Genomic DNA, 15,210 nt, shown 5'->3' with positions numbered 1-15,210 from the left:
CTGAATTGGAAAAGGCCGCGTCATCCGCGGCCTTTTTGATTTTCCGCTTTGTATTACTAGCTAAGGGCGCACTGTAAAATCGCGGACGAAATCTGCGAAAAAGGCTGAGGCATGAACGGATCTTTTATGCACGGCGATCGTCTGGGGGATCTCGGAGAATGTTCCTTCCACGAGCCGGAAGCCTGAAATTCTTTCCAAAGTTTGGATGAGATATTCGGTCAGGCCAGCAGCCGCAGTGCACTGCGATTGGACAAGCAGATTGATGGCCGTTGCAGGGCTATCAGTGTGGGAGACTGAAGCTCTTTGAAGGATTCGTTCGAGCTGCTTCGTATAGGCTGCACTCCTTGCAGAGGCGATCTGAACTCCTTCGACGTCAACATCTTGGACACGCCGGAAGGACGAACTGGCAGGCACGAGATAGGTCGCTTTGACGGAGATGTATGGAGGTGAGAAGGAGAAGCGGTCGGCTCTTGATGGATCCGACGCAATGAAAGCGATGTCCCATTCGTCGCCGTCGGCATTGGCAAGTATGTCGGCAGCCGAGCCGTACTGAATTAGAGAGAGGCCGCAATCCAATTGTTCGGCAATCTTGTGGGCTATCTGGGCGCTCGGACCGACCAAGGCGCCCGCCTCATCGTCCCATCGGACCAACGCCGCATTTGACATATTGATGGCGGCCCTGATAGCGCCGGTCGGCGCTATCTCAGCCAAAATCTGCTTCCGCGTCGACATCTTCGAACTCCCTAAGATGCGAACCTGGCCGCGAGCGCTTCGGATCCTCTTGCGAGTAGGGCGACATCTACACCGACTGCGGTAAACAGCGTCCCCAGCGAAATGCAGCGGGCTGCGAACTTCTCGTCGGGGGTGAGTATGCCCGTCGGCTTTCCAAGCGCCTTCAAGCGCCTTATCGCGTCCTCGATCGCCAAAACCACTTCAGGGTGGCCCGGTTGACCAGGATGGCCAAAGCTCGCCGCGAGATCAGCCGGGCCGATGAAGATGCCGTCCACTCCTTCGACAGCGGCGATGGACTCGAGATGATCGAGCGCTTCCCGGGTCTCGATTTGAAGAAGCAAGCATATCTCCTGCTCCGCGAGCTGTGCGTAGTTCGAAACGCGCCCGAAGCGTGTGGCACGCGTCAAGGCGGAGACACCGCGAATCCCGCGCGGCGGATACCGTATGGCTGCTACGGCGGCCATCGCCTCCTCTTCATTCTGCACATACGGAACGAGCAGCGTCTGCACGCCGATGTCCAGGAACCGCTTGATCAGCACAGGGTCGTTGAAGGCAGGGCGTACGACGGGAGAAACGCTGTAGGGCGCGACCGCCTGCAATTGGGGCAGGACGGTGAGGACGTCGCTGGGAGAGTGCTCGGTGTCGAACAGTAACCAGTCGAAGCCCGCCGGCGCCACGATTTCCGCTGCGTAGCTTCCCGGAAGGCCGCACCATAGACCGATCTGGCTTTGCCCAGCCATAAGCTTCCGCTTAAAGTGATTGACGGGGAGTTCCATCGCCACCTCACACGAACGAAACGCCGATGGAGCCGACCGGCCCGTAATCAGCCTGGATGACATCGCCCTTGGCGATATCCACGGGGCGGGTGAACGAACCGGCAAGAACGATCTGGCCCTTCTTCAAGCCGCCTCCCACAGCATGGAGCTTGTTCACGAGCCATGCGATTCCGGCGGCTGGATGCCCCATGATGGCTGCGGAAACGCCCAACTCCTCGATGATGCCATTTTTCGAAAGCGTCGCGCCGACCCAGCGGATATCGACATCCATCGGCCGAACGATACGACCACCCACGACGATCGCTCCGAAAGCCGCGTTGTCGGCGATCGTGTCGGTGATCGCTCTTGGCACTTCGGTTCGATAGTCGATGATTTCGAGAGCGGGAACGACAAATTCGGTCGCCCTCATGACGTCATAGATACGGGTGCTTGAACCTTCAAGATCCTCACCCATTACGAATGCGAGTTCGACTTCGAGACGAGGCTTTATGAACAGATCCGCTTTGATCTGCGCTCCATCATTGAAGAGAGCGTCGTCGAGAATGACGCCGTAATCGGGCTCCGTCATCTTCGAGGCCATCTGCATTGCCCGCGACGTCAGTCCGATCTTGTGGCCGACGATCCGTGCACCTTTCGCAATCCGCGCCTGCGCCCAGAGCGCTTGTATATTATAGGCGTCTTCGAGTTCCAGGTCCGGATATGTCTTGCTTGGCTGGATGATTGGCTTGCGTTCGATTTCGGCCCTCAGCAGCGCGTCGGCTGCCTCCTGACGTTCCTTTTCCGTGATCATGATTTGGCTCTGCTGGTTTCGTTATTTGATCGGAGGGCGCGGCAGGGCTGCCTCACCCGGCTCCATGACATAGGTGTAGTCGAGCGAGAACCACGGTCCTGCGACGTCCGCGTCGGACGGGTGCGGTTCTTCATGCCGGACGAAGTTGCCCGTCAACGCCGCGGTCACGCCAAACTGCACGTCGGAGTCGATATTTGGATCGCTCGGGTCGAAGACCTGGGAGATGAGTGTCTTGTACCCGCGCTTAAAGATGAGTGCGTGCAGATGGGCGGGGCGATAGGGGTGACGGCCTTGCGCCTTGAGAAGGCGACCCACGACCCCGTCCACCGGGATCGGATAACCAACCATCTTGACCGTTCTGAACCAGAAGCGGCCTTCTTCGTTCGTGGTGAGCTTCCCACGGAGATTCATTTCTGCCTGATCGGGATCCTGGTTTTCGTAAAGTCCGACAGGCGACGCATGCCACACGTCGACCTCGGCGCCTGCTACAGGCTTGCCGTCCCGATCGATCACCTTCGCATGGACGAACAAAGGCGTGCCTGGAGTCTCGGACCGGATGATGGTTCCACCGTTCTCCACTCGCGGAGAGTTAAGCCGCCAGAATGGTCCGAGCAACGATTGAGACGTCTCCGTCTGCCCCTTATCACCGTTATTGAGCAGGCAGACGAGCGAAGAGACGCCGAGCGATCCTGCCATCAGCACGAACTCGTTGTGACTATCAGTCTGCAATTGGCCAATTTCGTTGAGGACCGCTGTGGCCTCGCGGAATTCAGCTTCCGAAAGCCTGACCTCCCGCACGAACGCGTGGAGATGCTTCACCATTGCGACGAGTATTTCACGCAGCCTAGGATCCGCGGTGCGGTTCATCACGGCGAGGACGGCAGGCGTCAACTCGCTCTCGGTTCTGATTGGCATGCTGCCACCTCCTCATAGGGTTCAAATATGAGAATAATCGATTATCTGTCAAGCTGAGAGAACGGCCCTCAAGCGCCGTGTTTTTCCTTTCTGCCTGCATAAGCTGGGTTAATATATTGAATTTCAATATAAACTTGTTTTGATTTAGTGCATTTCAAGGAAACTCAGCCGTTTTCTCAGTGGCGACTTGACGAAAATAATCGTTTATTATATCGATCATCGAAAGTTTGATTGCGTGGGAGGAGAGATGGACGCGAGCGACGACGGCGCCCGTGGCGCACTGACAGAAGAAGACGCGCCGTCCGCTGCTTTTGCCGACGATGGAAAAAACACCATCGGCAGCCAGCTCGCATCGCGTCTTCGAGAGGCCATCATTTCCGGGGAACTGGAGGCGGGCAGCAAGATCAATCTCGACAGGGCGCGAAAGACGTTCAACGTCAGCCTGAGCCCGTTGCGCGAAGGCCTGGCCCGACTCATTTCCGACGGCTTGGTTGAGTTTCAGGACAATCGAGGCTATCGCGTCGCCCCGATCTCGATTGGCAATCTCGAAGAAGTTACGACCCTTCGGGAGGAGCTCGAGGTCTTCGCGCTGCGCGAATCTATTCGCGTCGGCGACGTCGAGTGGGAGGGCAACATCATGCGTGCGCTCCATCGTCTGAACCGCACTGAGCGCGATGCCGCCCGTCCCGAGACGCTGGAATACTGGGAAACGCTGCACCGCGAATTCCACCTCACCTTAATCTCGGGCTGTGGCAAGCCGCTGCTTCTTCACTTCTGCAATCTTCTGCTGAATCTGAACGACCGATACCGCCGCGCCTTCCTTGTCCGCACATCCGGGGACCGCAATGTCGGTCAGGAACACAGCGAGATTGCGCAGGGCGCCGTGGCACGCGACGTTGAATATGCTTGCGAGAAGCTGCGACAGCACATCCACCGCACCGGAACCAATCTTCGCAACCATCTTGCGACGAAAGGTGTCGTATGATGGCCGCCTCAAGACCAAAATCGGCGCTCCCGATCGGCGTCGCGCACTTCTCGTCTATAATGCTGCCCCCCGCGGAGTTCGCGAAGAGTGCCGGACGCGCAGGTTTCTCCAGGATCGGCCTCAGGCTCCATCCAGCCTTTCCCGGTGCGCCGTACTATGAACTGCCTGTCGGTAGCGCAGCAGCCGGAGAGTTGAAGGCTGTGCTTGCCGGTGAAGAAGTAGAGGTCTTCGATATCGAGTTCTTCGTAATCGATCCCTCTTTCGACGCGTCGTCGGTGGAGGCGACCCTCGCCGCTGCTGCGAACATTGGAGCGCGTCGGCTCAGCGTCTGTGGTGACGATCAGGATCATGCCAGACTGTTATCGAACTTTTCGGATTTCTGCGTCCTCGCGGGACGGTACGGCTTGGCGGTCGACATCGAAAACATGGGCTGGCGGGTGGTCAAAGCCTTTGAAGACAGCGTCGACCTGGTGACAGGGGCAGGGATGGAGAATGCCGGAGTTCTCGTCGATGGCATTCATTTCTTCAGGAACGGCGCGGCTCTGGCAGACTTGCGGGCGAACCTCGACAAAGTGAAACATGTTCAACTATGCGACGTAGCCGGTCCGGCGCCGACAAAGCCGGAGGAAATGATCGCGGAAGCAAGAAGCGGCCGACTGCCTCCAGGCGAGGGGGAGCTGCCTTTGGGCGATTTGGTTGCCGTGGTCGGCACCGCCGCTTCCATCTCGGTGGAGGTGCCTCTGGTCGGATCCGTGGCGCCGGGGGTCCATCTTAAACATCTTTTCAACTGCGCGGAAAGAATGGTCAGGCCCGATCGATAGTCCGGCGCGGATGCAAATGATCCGCACCGGAAGGAGGAAATCATACATGGGTTATACATTCGATTTTGGTGCGGTCTTTGACCGCGCCCCGGAGTTGCTTTGGGGTTCGCTCGGTACGATCGGTCTGGCGCTGGCCGGAATGCTCCTCGCGCTCCTAATCGGCATTCTCGGCGTTGCCGCAAAAACGTCCAAGATCCCGCTCGTTCGAGCTCCCGTCACCGGGTTCGTCGAAGTCGTCCGGAACACGCCTTTCCTCGTGCAGATTTTCTTCATCTACTTCGCGCTTCCCTTGATGGGGATACGCCTGAACCCGACCGTCACTGCGATCATCGCGCTCGGCATCAACGGCGGTGCATACGCGATCGAGATCATCCGCGGCGGCGTCGAGAGCATCAGCAAAGGTCAGATCGAGGCAGGCTTCGCGCTTGGCCTCCATAAGGGCGACGTTTTCCGGCTGATCGTGCTGAAGCCGGCTCTCCGGGCAATCTACCCGTCGCTCACAAGTCAGTTCGTGATGCTGACCCTCACGACCTCCGTCTGCACCTCGATCGCAGCCTACGAGCTAACATCGGCGGCGCAGAGAATCGAATCCGATACGTTCCGCAGCTTCGAGGTCTACTTCACCGTAACCGCCATCTACCTCGTCATTTCGACCCTGATGATGGGTATGTTCGCCCTCATTTCCCGCCACCACTTCAATTACCCGACGCGATAGGAGGCACTTATGGGTCCCATCGGCGAAAACGAATTTCTCTTCATCTTGCAGGGCCTCAAATGGACCGTACTGCTAGCGCTCATCGGCTTTGTAGGTGGAGGCGTGTTCGGGATATTAATCGCCCTGGCGCGCGCATCAAAAAATCGGACTGCGCGCGTCGCGACTTCGGGCTACATCGCACTCTTCCAGGGCACGCCGCTCCTGATGCAGCTTTTCGTCGTGTATTACGGCGTGGCGCTACTCGGCATTGATGTTAATGCCTGGATCGCGGTGGCTATCGCCTTCACTCTTCATGCGAGTGCCTTCCTCGGCGAGATTTGGCGCGGCTCCATCGAAGCCGTTCCGAAAGGTCAGAGCGAAGCCGCTAACGCCCTCGGCCTGCACTACGTATCGCGGATGAAGGACGTCATCCTTCCACAAGCCCTGAAAATCTCCATGCCTGCGACCATCGGCTTCCTTGTCCAGCTCATCAAAGGAACGTCGCTCGCCGCGATCGTCGGCTTTATCGAGCTGACCCGAGCTGGACAGATTATCTCGAACCAGACCTACCGGCCGCTCCTCGTCTTCGGGATCGTCGGCGTGATCTATTTCATCATTTGCTGGCCGCTGTCGCACCTTGGAAGCGGCCTCGAAAAACGGATGGCGAAAGCAGTCCGCTAACCGCTTCGTTCGAAGCAAAACCAAAGAGGAGGAGTAAGCAATGCAGATCAACCGTAGGAAATTTCTGGGAATCGCTTTTGCGACGGCCGCTTTCGCCACCATCGGCGCCGCCGCCGCATCGGCCGCCACGGTCGAAGAGATCAAAGCCAAGGGCACTCTCGTCGTCGGCATTCAGGGCGACAATGCACCATGGGGCTTTGTGAATACGAGCGGCAAACAGGACGGCTTCGACGCCGACATCGCGACGCTGTTCGCCAAGGAACTCGGCGTGAAGGTCGAGTTCCAGCCGCTCGCAGTCGCCAACCGAATTCCGGCGCTGACGACGGGGAAGGTGGATATCCTGTTCGCCACAATGGCCATGACCGAGGAGCGTGCCAAATCGATCCAGTACAGCAAGCCGTATGCGGCGAACACAATCTCGCTCTATGCCGCCAAGGCCGATGCCGCAAAGGCGCCGGCCGATGTAGCTGGCTGGGAGATCGGTGTGCCGAAGTCAAGCTCGCAGGATAAGGCCGTGACGGACGCCGTAGGATCGACTGCAACGATCCGCCGCTTCGACGATGACGCCGCCACTATCCAGGCTCTCATTTCGGGACAGGTAAAGGCTGTCGGCGGCAACCAGTTCTACGGACAGAGGCTCGATGCGGCCAGCGCCGGGACTTACGAGCGTAAGATCGACTTCCTGAAGACCTATAACGGCGTCGGAACTCGCCTTGGCGAGAAGGACTGGAACGAAGCCGCCAACAGCTTCATCGACAAGATCAAGGCAAGCGGGGAGCTGGCGGCCATCACCAAGAAGTGGATGGGCATCGACCTTCCGACATTCCCAGAATCCATCCCCAACATCCCGTTCACCGTCAAGTAAAGCATACATGGAGGGCGCCGTGCTCAATTCTTCAAACGATCAGTCGACGTTGATTTCACTCGAGAAGCTGGAGAAATGGTACGGCTCCTTCCATGCTCTGAAAAACATCAGCCTGTCGGTTCGCAAAGGCGAGAAGATCGTCCTTTGCGGCCCGTCGGGTTCTGGCAAATCTACTTTGATCCGCTGCATCAACGCGCTTGAGACGATCCAGGACGGGAAGGTCGTCGTCGAGGGACAGCTGCTGGATGGCAGCACCAAGGCTGTGGACACGATCCGACGCGAAGTGGGCATGGTGTTCCAGAGTTTCAATTTGTTCCCTCACATGACCGTACTTCAGAACTGCACGCTAGCCCCCATGCGCGTTCGCGGCACCAGCCGCGCCGACGCCGAACGACTGGCACGAAAATATCTGGAGCGTGTCCGTATTCTTGATCAGGCGGAAAAATATCCCGCCCAGCTTTCCGGAGGCCAGCAGCAGCGGGTCGCGATCGCGCGTGCGCTCTGCATGGAGCCGAAAGTGATGCTGTTCGATGAGCCCACGAGCGCGCTAGACCCTGAGATGGTCAAGGAAGTGCTAGACACAATGATCGGGCTCGCACGCGACGGCATGACCATGATCTGTGTCACCCATGAAATGGGCTTCGCCCGCCAGGTAGCAGACAGGGTCATCTTCATGGCCTCCGGTGAGATCATCGAAGAGGCTGAACCCGAGATTTTCTTCAAGTCTCCTCAGCACGAGCGCACCAAGGCGTTTCTCGGCGAAATACTTGCCCATCACTGATTTGGTAGAGCTATCAAAATGGACAACAGGAAATTTCATGTCGGGCTGATCGGAGCGGACATTCAGATGTCGAAGTCGCCGGCTCTCCACGAGACCGAAGCATATCAGCTTGGACTGGAATATCGGTACGAGCTTCTCGATCTGGCCGAGCGTGGTCTCCCTGCATCTGCGCTGCCAGACCTTCTCGACGAGATCGAACGCCGGGGTTTTGCGGGAAGCAACATCACTCACCCGTGCAAGCAGACCGTTATCGCTCACCTTACCGATCTGTCGGAAGATGCCCGGATGCTCGGTGCAGTCAACACGGTTGTGCTTCGCAATGGAAAGCGGATTGGGCACAACACCGATTGGTATGGCTTTTATAAGAATTTCGAGCGCGGATTGCCCGATGTTGCCAAAACACATGCGGTCCTGCTCGGCGCTGGCGGCGCGGGGGTCGCAGTCGCGCACGCAGCCATCAAGCTCGGAATCGAGCTGCTTTCGATCTTCGACCAGGACGCAAATCGCGCCGCCACGCTTGCCGATCAACTCAATCAGCGCTTCTCAAAAAGGTGCGCGCAACCGATCGGGGATGTCAGCGCCACGCTCGCTTCGGCCGACGGGCTGATCCACGCCACGCCGACGGGTATGCCAAGCCATCCTGGCATTCCGATCGACCCGGAAGCGCTTCAGTCGCGTCACTGGGTCGCTGATATTGTCTACATGCCCGTCGTGACCGCACTTTTGGCTTTGGCCGAGAAGAAGGGCTGCAGAACGCTGCCTGGTGGTGGAATGACGGTATTCCAGGCCGCCGCGGCGTTCGAATTGTTCACGAACGTGCAGCCGGACGCGGAACGAATGTCGCGTCATTTCGAAGCGTTGTGCTGAGCTGGAGAACATGCGATGCCGCATATCATCATTGACTATAGCCGGGGCGCTGCCGAGCGCGTCGTTATTGACGAGCTGACCAGAGCAGTGCATCGCCGAGTCCGCGACGGGGGCCTGGTAAAGCCTACTATAGTTCGCACATTCGCCAGGGAAGCGACTTTCTCCTGCGTCGGTGACGAACATGCCGACAATCACTTCATTCAAATAATTGTGCGTGTGGCTCCCGGACGGCCGACGGAGACCAAACGAGAACTGCTGAAAGCGGTCCTCGACGCCGCTCGGAATGTCGCAGCACCGGCACTGCAGGAAGGGCGGCTTGGGCTTCGCGCCGATCTCTACGAATCCGATCCGAATTTCGCATTCCAGGAAATAGCACTCGCCTGACCTCGTCGGTGCTTTCACAAGGGTAATTGCAATGAGCCTGATCTATGTTCTGAACGGCCCAAACCTCAACCTACTGGGCAAGCGCCAGCCCCACATCTACGGCCACGAGACACTGGCCGACGTCGAGGCCTCCTGCCGCAGGCTGGCAGCGGAACTCGGACACGAGCTCCGCTTCCACCAGAGCAACCGCGAATACGAAATCATCGACTGGATCCATGAAGCGCGTGAGAATGGAGCCGGCATCGTGATCAATCCAGCTGCATTCACGCACACGTCGCTTGCCATCCTCGACGCTCTGAATACGTTCGAAGGTCCCGTCATCGAGATCCATATCTCCAACGTGCATAAGCGCGAAAGCTTCCGCCATCACTCCTTTGTCTCCCACCGGGCAGACGGCGTAATCGCCGGCCTTGGGACGGAAGGCTACCAGCTCGGTATCCGCCGCGTCGCGACAATGCTAAAGACCCCGAAGAACGACTAGCGCAAAATGGTCGACCGGGTCAAACTAGCGGTCCTCGGCGCGGGGCTGATTGGAAAGCCTCATATTTGACAAGTCTTGGAAGAACCTGCGGGCCTTGATTGAGAAGCCGGCGGAACACACGGATCACTCGCCGTTCCTTCACTCGACATCTGGCGCAACCCAGCGGAGCGGAGCTGGCTGTAGCCCTTCGACCGCAAGCGCATCGACGTCGAGACCCAGGATCCGCTCGTCCTTCGAGGTCACGAAGAGCTTCTGGTCAGCGCTGCCCTGATCTTTTCGGCATTGGCGGCAAGCACCGCGCCATCCTCCATCTTGCCGGAATGCGGCTTCAGCGCGACGCCTTCATGACGGGGAATGACGTGGAAATGCAGATGGAACACCGTCTGCCCGGCGGCCGGTTCGTTGAACTGGGCGATAAACACACCATCGGCATCGAAGACCTCTTCGAGCGCTTTGGCGACCTTCTGCACGACGGTGATGGCGTGGGCGAGGGTAGCGGGATCGGCATCGAGGATATTGCGGGAAGGCGCCTTCGGAACGACGAGCACATGGCCCGGCGCCTGCGGCATCACATCCATGAAGGCGACCGTATGCTGATCCTCATAGATCCGGTGCGAGGGGATTTCGCCGCGCAGGATCTTGGCGAAGATGTTGTTGTCGTCATAAGCGGCCGGCTTGGTCATCGCGAAATCTCCTCACTTTCTATTTGATCGGGTAGCGCGCTCGGCAGGGCGGCGTCAATCCTGCTGCGGGCGCTCGCCCTTGCGGAAGGGGCTGTGCTCGGCCAGCAGCTCGCTCATCTGTTCGACATCGGCGCGCTCGCGGGCGAGATAATCGCCGATCGCCCGACGAAGGCCGGCATGGGCGACATAATGGGCCGAATGCGTCGTCACCGGCAGGTAGCCGCGAGCGAGCTTGTGTTCGCCCTGGGCGCCGGCCTCGACCCGCTTCAGCCCTTTCGAAAGGGCAAAATCGATCGCCTGGTGATAGCAGACCTCGAAATGCAGGAAGGGGTGATCCTCGATGCAGCCCCAGTGACGGCCGTAGAGCGTCTCGCCGCCGATGAAGTTGATCGCGCCGGCGACATAGCGCCCGTCGCGCTTGGCCATGACGAGCAGGATGTCGTCGGCCATGCGCTCGCCGATCAGCGAGTAGAATTTGCGGGTGAGGTAAGGCCGACCCCATTTGCGCCCGCCGGTATCCATGTAGAACTTGAAGAACTGGTCCCAGATGCGTTCTGTCAGGTCGCTGCCGGTCAGCCAGTCGATGCTGATGCCGTTTTCCAGCGCGGCCCGGCGCTCCTTGCGCAATGCCTTGCGTTTGCGCGAGGCGAGCGTTTCGAGGAATTCCTCGTGATTGGCATAGCCGTCATTGATGAAATGGAACTGCTGGTCGGTGCGGTGCAGATAGCCGTCCATCTCGAAGACGCCGATCTCTTCATTAGGCACGAAGGTGACATGGGCCGAGGAGATGCCGAGCCGGCGCACGACCTCCTTCAGGCTTTCGGCGATCGCGCTCTGGATCGGCAGCCGCTGCAGCCCCTCGGTGACGAGAAGCCGCGGACCCGTCGCCGGAGTGAATGGGATAGAGCATTGAAGTTTGGGATAATAGCGCCCGCCGGCCCGCTCGAAGGCATCGGCCCAGCCATGGTCGAAGACATATTCACCCTGGCTGTGGTTTTTGAGGTAGCCGGGCAGGGCGCCGATCAGGTCGCCGCGATCGGTCTCGAGCAGCAGATGATGGCCGAGCCACCCGGTCTCGGCGGTGGCCGACCCCGATTCTTCCAGCGACGACAAAAAGGCGTGCGAGACGAAGGGATTGTAAGCGATCGTGGTGCCGCTCTTCGATGCCCCGGAAAGCCTGGACCAGCTCTCCGGGGAAATCGCGGTGAAGGAGCGTTCTACGCGAATGGATAATTCATCGGTCATGGAGCAGATGCGAAGCCTGTGGGAAGACGGTCTCGGCTTTGCTTCAGTCTGCGCATGATCTTGGCCAAAAAGCGAGCGTCAAACCGCCACACGCGGGTCGAAGCCTTCGAAGGTCATCTGGTCCGCATTGGCGAAGGTCCGCCGGCGCGCCTCTTCGTCGCGCACCGTCCAGGTGATGACGGGAATGCCCTTTTCGCGTTGGCCGGATATGAAGGCATTCGGCAGGTCGTCGTAATAATAGGAGATGAAATCGAGACCGATCTCCATCGCCTTGGCATGCGTCGCGAATTCCTCCGGCGTGTTGCCGTTGGCGGTCAGCCCGAGCGGGTAGGGGGAACCAAGCGCCTTCAGATCGCGCAGCAGCCAGTGGTCGAAGCTCATCAGCGCCACCTTGCCGTCATAACCCTGAAGCACTTCGAGAACAGATTCGGCAAACCCTTCGTCATCGGCCTCGCGGCCCTTCAGCTCCAGTACCAGCGGCACTTTGCCCCTGACGAGATCGAGAAGCTGGCTCAGCGTCGGCACCTTGTCGCTGGTGCCGCCGACGGCGATCAGTCCGAGTTCCCTGGAGGTGCGCTCCCTGATGTCGCCGGTGAGACTGCACAGGCGCTGCAGGTCCTCGTCATGAAAGATGATCGGTACGCCGTCGGAGGCGTAATGCAGATCGCATTCGATCGCAAAGCCCGCTTCGACGGCGCGCGAAAAGGCCGAAAGCGTGTTTTCCCAGACGAGCTTATTGAGGTCGTGAAAGCCGCGATGGGCGACCGCCACATCCTTGATCCAGGCCGCATTCGTCATTCTGCGATTTCCATGATAGCATCGATCTCGACGGCGGCGTTCAGCGGCAAGGCGGCCATGCCGACGGCGGCACGCGCATGTTTGCCGGCCTCGCCGAGCACGCCGGCAATCAGGTTCGACGCGCCATTGATGACGAGATGCTGCTCGACAAAGTCGGGCGCCGAGGCGACGAAGCCGTTCAGCTTGATGACGCGCCGGATGCGGCCGAGATCGCCGCCAAGTGCGGCCTTCGCCTGGGCGAGGATGTTGATGGCGCAGAGTTCGGCGCCGCGCTGGCCGCTTGCAACGTCAACCGTCTTGCCGAGATGGCCGGCGACGGCGACCTTGCCGCCTTCGAGCGGCAGCTGGCCGGAAATGTAGAGAAGATTGCCGCTGATGACATAGGGAACGTAATTTGCGGCTGGGGCCGCGGCTTCGGGCAGGGTTATCCCCATCTCAGTCAGGCGCGCTGCAATTTCATCGGACATTTTCGTCTCCGCTTTTGTTGTCAATGTTTCAAAAATTATGCATCAAGACTAGAATCTTTAATATGACAGCTTCGAGCCTCGATTTGGCCGAAAGAGTTCATATAACATCGCGGCCGAGTCCAACAGGAGTGAATGAATGTTCCGATCGAGTCTTGCCGCTCTGCTTCTTGCCAGCGTCTCCGCCAATGCATGGGCGGGTGCGCCTGCGGCAAGCGCTGCGGCCGCGACCGGCCTCATCGCCCATCGCGCCGTCTACGATCTCGAATTGAAGGACGCTTCGGACCGCTCCGGTATCGCCGGCATGTACGGCCGCATGGTCTATGAGTTCGACGGCAGCTATTGCCAGGGCTTCACCACCAATTTCCGCTTCGTGACGCAGATCGACACCGGCGACAGCGTGCGCGTCAGCGACCAGCAGACGAAAACCTTCGAGAACCTGAAGGACGGCAAGTTCACCTTCGACACCAAATCCTTCACTGACGACCAGCTCGACAAGGAGGTCAACGGTGCCGCTCAGGATCAGCCTGATGGCGTCAAGGTCGATCTCAAGCAGCCGGCGAGCCGCGAGCTGCAGCTGGCCGAAAGCCGCTTTCCCACGGAACACATGCTGGATGTGATTCAGAACGCCAAGGACGGCAAGCGCTTCTTCGAGGCGCGCGTTTTCGACGGTTCCGATGACGGCGACAAGGCGCTGGCGACGACGACGATCGTCGGCAAGCAGCAGACGCCGGTTGCCGAGGAGGCCGATGCCGGCAATGCCGGCGCCTTCTCCAAGACCGCGTTCTGGCCGGTGACGATCGCCTATTTCAACGAGAATGCGAAATCCGATTCGCTGCCGGTCTATCGAATGTCCTTCAAGCTCTATGAGAACGGCATCACCCGCGACCTGACGATGGATTACGGCGATTTCGTTCTGACGGGCAAGCTTGCCAAGCTGGAATTGCTCGAGCGCAAGGCCGAGGCGTGTCAGTAGCGGCTTTTCCGCTGTCATAAAACTGTATCATAAAGTTCATTATTGTGTGGGCGACCAGCGATGATTGAGTCGCCTTCTGTCGTCCTGCTCTTCGGATAGGTGCGATCCCAGCGGCCAGTCCATCGCGACGGGGCCTGTAATTTCAAAAGAGGGCCTCCAGACAATTACGCGCCGAAAGCCTGGAAAGCCCGCCTCATGGCCGATACCGATCTCGCGACTGCTCAGAATGCCGCCCTGCCGGTTGTTGTCGCCGATCCGGCGGAAATTGCCCGCATTTCCGATGGCATCGATATCTCCGACCGCGCCGGCATTTCGGTCTATGGCGACCGCGCCCAGCAGTCGGTCAGCGACTATGCCGACAGAATTCTGCGCGAGGTCCGCAACAAGGATCTCGGCGAGATCGGCCGCCTGCTGACCGACATCATCATCAAGTCGAAGAACCTCGATCCGGCATCGTTGAAGGACAAGGGTTTTCTCAGCCGTATGTTCCTTTCGGCGAAAGCGCGGCTCGAACGGTTCAAAGAGGAGTTCGAGGACGTGGCCGGCCAGATCGACCGGATCGGCCTGGAACTCGACAGACACAAGGATACGCTGAGGCGCGACATCGCGCTCCTCGATGATCTGCACGAGGAAACCAAGCAATCGATCATGCGGCTCGATGCCTATGTGCAGGCCGGCAAGACGTTCGCCGAACGTTTCCGCAGCGTCGAGCTGCCGAAACTGAAGGCGCAGGCCGAAGCGGCGGCGACCGGTCCCGGCGGCGGCATGCTGGAGGCGCAGACCTATCAGGACAGCCTGCAGGCGCTCGACCGGCTGGAAAAGCGGGTCTTCTACCTGCAGCAGGCGCGCCAGCTCGGCATCCAGCAATTGCCGCAGATCCGCATCGTCCAGTCGGGCGACGAGACGCTGATCGAGAACCTGCAGGCGACCTCCGCACTGACCGTCCCGGCCTGGAAGCAGAAGATGGTCATCCTGCTCGGCCTGACGCGGCAGAAATCGGCGCTCGACCTGCAGAAGGCGGTGACGGATGCCACCAACGACATGATCCGCCAGGCATCCGAGATGATGAAGGACCAGGCGATATCAATCGAGCAGCAGTCGCAGCGCGGCATCGTCGATATCGACACGCTCGCCAAGGCGAACAAGGATCTGATCGATACGATATCAGGGGTGCTTCTGGTTCAGGAGGAGGGACGTCGCAAGCGGGCGCTCGCCGAACAGCAGATGGAGCAGATGACGATCGAGCTCAAGAAAGCGATGACTCAGGCGTGA

19 protein-coding genes are annotated in these 15,210 nt (G+C 59.2%); 11 read left to right on the top strand and 8 right to left on the bottom strand.

Features of this window, described 5'->3' with window-relative positions:
- Nucleotides 1–60: 60 nt before the first annotated feature.
- The 4 genes from MHI61_RS13850 to MHI61_RS13835 are packed head-to-tail and all read right to left on the bottom strand — an operon-like array spanning nucleotide 61 to nucleotide 3,213.
- Nucleotides 61–732: a transporter substrate-binding domain-containing protein gene (locus MHI61_RS13850; RefSeq protein WP_239792431.1), complete on the bottom strand. Its 672-nt coding sequence runs from the start codon at nucleotides 730–732 to the stop codon at nucleotides 61–63.
- Between the two features lie 11 nt (nucleotides 733–743).
- Nucleotides 744–1,508, bottom strand: coding sequence for a 4-hydroxy-2-oxoheptanedioate aldolase (gene hpaI, locus MHI61_RS13845; protein WP_222144346.1), 765 nt, complete (start codon nucleotides 1,506–1,508; stop codon nucleotides 744–746).
- A gap of 7 nt (nucleotides 1,509–1,515) precedes the next feature.
- Nucleotides 1,516–2,298, bottom strand: coding sequence for a 2-oxo-hept-4-ene-1,7-dioate hydratase (gene hpaH, locus MHI61_RS13840; protein WP_239792430.1), 783 nt, complete (start codon nucleotides 2,296–2,298; stop codon nucleotides 1,516–1,518).
- 21 nt (nucleotides 2,299–2,319) lie between these two features.
- A complete protein-coding gene (locus MHI61_RS13835) occupies nucleotides 2,320–3,213 on the bottom strand; it encodes an intradiol ring-cleavage dioxygenase (RefSeq protein WP_222139769.1) in 894 nt (297 codons plus the stop codon).
- Nucleotides 3,214–3,460: 247 nt separating this feature from the next.
- Here MHI61_RS13835 and MHI61_RS13830 point away from each other — a divergent pair, with 247 nt between their 5' ends.
- From MHI61_RS13830 to aroQ, 9 genes are read left to right on the top strand one after another with little or no spacing between them, the layout of a single operon-like run.
- Entirely contained in the window at nucleotides 3,461–4,198 is a 738-nt protein-coding gene (locus MHI61_RS13830; RefSeq protein ID WP_222139768.1) for a GntR family transcriptional regulator, read from the top strand.
- On the top strand, nucleotides 4,198–5,019 hold the full coding sequence (locus MHI61_RS13825) for a sugar phosphate isomerase/epimerase (protein ID WP_239792429.1): 822 nt from the start codon (nucleotides 4,198–4,200) through the stop codon (nucleotides 5,017–5,019). The genes MHI61_RS13830 and MHI61_RS13825 overlap by 1 nt, the downstream gene beginning before the upstream one ends.
- A gap of 46 nt (nucleotides 5,020–5,065) precedes the next feature.
- Entirely contained in the window at nucleotides 5,066–5,734 is a 669-nt protein-coding gene (locus MHI61_RS13820) for an amino acid ABC transporter permease (protein WP_239792428.1), read from the top strand.
- Between the two features lie 9 nt (nucleotides 5,735–5,743).
- On the top strand, nucleotides 5,744–6,394 hold the full coding sequence (locus MHI61_RS13815; RefSeq protein ID WP_239792427.1) for an amino acid ABC transporter permease: 651 nt from the start codon (nucleotides 5,744–5,746) through the stop codon (nucleotides 6,392–6,394).
- 40 nt (nucleotides 6,395–6,434) lie between these two features.
- On the top strand, nucleotides 6,435–7,259 hold the full coding sequence (locus tag MHI61_RS13810; protein WP_239792426.1) for a transporter substrate-binding domain-containing protein: 825 nt from the start codon (nucleotides 6,435–6,437) through the stop codon (nucleotides 7,257–7,259).
- Nucleotides 7,260–7,278: 19 nt separating this feature from the next.
- The gene (locus MHI61_RS13805) at nucleotides 7,279–8,040 is read left to right on the top strand and encodes an amino acid ABC transporter ATP-binding protein (protein ID WP_345774867.1); all 762 of its coding nucleotides are present in this window, start codon (nucleotides 7,279–7,281) and stop codon (nucleotides 8,038–8,040) included.
- Between the two features lie 18 nt (nucleotides 8,041–8,058).
- Nucleotides 8,059–8,907: a shikimate dehydrogenase gene (locus tag MHI61_RS13800; RefSeq protein WP_239792425.1), complete on the top strand. Its 849-nt coding sequence runs from the start codon at nucleotides 8,059–8,061 to the stop codon at nucleotides 8,905–8,907.
- Nucleotides 8,908–8,922: 15 nt separating this feature from the next.
- On the top strand, nucleotides 8,923–9,291 hold the full coding sequence (locus MHI61_RS13795) for a 5-carboxymethyl-2-hydroxymuconate Delta-isomerase (RefSeq protein ID WP_222144339.1): 369 nt from the start codon (nucleotides 8,923–8,925) through the stop codon (nucleotides 9,289–9,291).
- A 31-nt stretch (nucleotides 9,292–9,322) separates the two neighbouring features.
- The gene (gene aroQ, locus MHI61_RS13790) at nucleotides 9,323–9,772 is read left to right on the top strand and encodes a type II 3-dehydroquinate dehydratase (protein WP_239792424.1); all 450 of its coding nucleotides are present in this window, start codon (nucleotides 9,323–9,325) and stop codon (nucleotides 9,770–9,772) included.
- Nucleotides 9,773–10,011: 239 nt separating this feature from the next.
- Here the strand turns inward: aroQ and MHI61_RS13785 are convergent, their stop codons facing one another.
- The 4 genes from MHI61_RS13785 to MHI61_RS13770 all read right to left on the bottom strand — a co-directional run bounded on the left by MHI61_RS13785 (nucleotide 10,012) and on the right by MHI61_RS13770 (nucleotide 12,965).
- Nucleotides 10,012–10,455, bottom strand: a complete 444-nt coding sequence (locus tag MHI61_RS13785; protein WP_239792423.1) for an HIT family protein — start codon at nucleotides 10,453–10,455, stop codon at nucleotides 10,012–10,014.
- Nucleotides 10,456–10,509: 54 nt separating this feature from the next.
- Nucleotides 10,510–11,700 (bottom strand): GNAT family N-acetyltransferase, encoded by a 1,191-nt coding sequence (locus MHI61_RS13780; RefSeq protein WP_239792422.1) that lies wholly within the window; start codon nucleotides 11,698–11,700, stop codon nucleotides 10,510–10,512.
- Between the two features lie 78 nt (nucleotides 11,701–11,778).
- On the bottom strand, nucleotides 11,779–12,498 hold the full coding sequence (locus MHI61_RS13775) for a glycerophosphodiester phosphodiesterase (RefSeq protein WP_239792421.1): 720 nt from the start codon (nucleotides 12,496–12,498) through the stop codon (nucleotides 11,779–11,781).
- Nucleotides 12,495–12,965, bottom strand: a complete 471-nt coding sequence (locus MHI61_RS13770) for a RidA family protein (protein WP_239792420.1) — start codon at nucleotides 12,963–12,965, stop codon at nucleotides 12,495–12,497. The genes MHI61_RS13775 and MHI61_RS13770 overlap by 4 nt, the downstream gene beginning before the upstream one ends.
- Nucleotides 12,966–13,101: 136 nt before the next feature.
- Here MHI61_RS13770 and MHI61_RS13765 point away from each other — a divergent pair, with 136 nt between their 5' ends.
- Nucleotides 13,102–13,938 (top strand): cell envelope integrity EipB family protein, encoded by an 837-nt coding sequence (locus MHI61_RS13765; RefSeq protein ID WP_097607106.1) that lies wholly within the window; start codon nucleotides 13,102–13,104, stop codon nucleotides 13,936–13,938.
- A 195-nt stretch (nucleotides 13,939–14,133) separates the two neighbouring features.
- A complete protein-coding gene (locus tag MHI61_RS13760; protein ID WP_239792419.1) occupies nucleotides 14,134–15,210 on the top strand; it encodes a toxic anion resistance protein in 1,077 nt (358 codons plus the stop codon).

The organism is Rhizobium sp. K102 (assembly GCF_022385315.1).
GTDB lineage: Bacteria > Pseudomonadota > Alphaproteobacteria > Rhizobiales > Rhizobiaceae > Rhizobium > Rhizobium croatiense.
Note: the sequence above shows the minus strand (reverse complement) of the source record. Positions and strands in the feature narration are given on the sequence as shown.

Excerpts from the sequence above, each read along its gene's own strand:
- MHI61_RS13780 (WP_239792422.1), bottom strand. The coding sequence starts at position 11,700 with ATGACCGATGAATTATCCATTCGCGTAGAACGCTCCTTCACCGCGATT.
- MHI61_RS13835 (WP_222139769.1), bottom strand. The coding sequence starts at position 3,213 with ATGCCAATCAGAACCGAGAGCGAGTTGACGCCTGCCGTCCTCGCCGTG.
- MHI61_RS13800 (WP_239792425.1), top strand. The coding sequence starts at position 8,059 with ATGGACAACAGGAAATTTCATGTCGGGCTGATCGGAGCGGACATTCAG.
- MHI61_RS13830 (WP_222139768.1), top strand. The coding sequence starts at position 3,461 with ATGGACGCGAGCGACGACGGCGCCCGTGGCGCACTGACAGAAGAAGAC.
- MHI61_RS13770 (WP_239792420.1), bottom strand. The coding sequence starts at position 12,965 with ATGTCCGATGAAATTGCAGCGCGCCTGACTGAGATGGGGATAACCCTG.
- MHI61_RS13795 (WP_222144339.1), top strand. The coding sequence starts at position 8,923 with ATGCCGCATATCATCATTGACTATAGCCGGGGCGCTGCCGAGCGCGTC.
- MHI61_RS13785 (WP_239792423.1), bottom strand. The coding sequence starts at position 10,455 with ATGACCAAGCCGGCCGCTTATGACGACAACAACATCTTCGCCAAGATC.
- MHI61_RS13810 (WP_239792426.1), top strand. The coding sequence starts at position 6,435 with ATGCAGATCAACCGTAGGAAATTTCTGGGAATCGCTTTTGCGACGGCC.
- MHI61_RS13850 (WP_239792431.1), bottom strand. The coding sequence starts at position 732 with ATGTCGACGCGGAAGCAGATTTTGGCTGAGATAGCGCCGACCGGCGCT.
- MHI61_RS13765 (WP_097607106.1), top strand. The coding sequence starts at position 13,102 with ATGTTCCGATCGAGTCTTGCCGCTCTGCTTCTTGCCAGCGTCTCCGCC.
- MHI61_RS13825 (WP_239792429.1), top strand. The coding sequence starts at position 4,198 with ATGGCCGCCTCAAGACCAAAATCGGCGCTCCCGATCGGCGTCGCGCAC.
- aroQ (WP_239792424.1), top strand. The coding sequence starts at position 9,323 with ATGAGCCTGATCTATGTTCTGAACGGCCCAAACCTCAACCTACTGGGC.
- hpaI (WP_222144346.1), bottom strand. The coding sequence starts at position 1,508 with ATGGAACTCCCCGTCAATCACTTTAAGCGGAAGCTTATGGCTGGGCAA.
- MHI61_RS13815 (WP_239792427.1), top strand. The coding sequence starts at position 5,744 with ATGGGTCCCATCGGCGAAAACGAATTTCTCTTCATCTTGCAGGGCCTC.
- MHI61_RS13820 (WP_239792428.1), top strand. The coding sequence starts at position 5,066 with ATGGGTTATACATTCGATTTTGGTGCGGTCTTTGACCGCGCCCCGGAG.
- hpaH (WP_239792430.1), bottom strand. The coding sequence starts at position 2,298 with ATGATCACGGAAAAGGAACGTCAGGAGGCAGCCGACGCGCTGCTGAGG.
- MHI61_RS13760 (WP_239792419.1), top strand. The coding sequence starts at position 14,134 with ATGGCCGATACCGATCTCGCGACTGCTCAGAATGCCGCCCTGCCGGTT.
- MHI61_RS13775 (WP_239792421.1), bottom strand. The coding sequence starts at position 12,498 with ATGACGAATGCGGCCTGGATCAAGGATGTGGCGGTCGCCCATCGCGGC.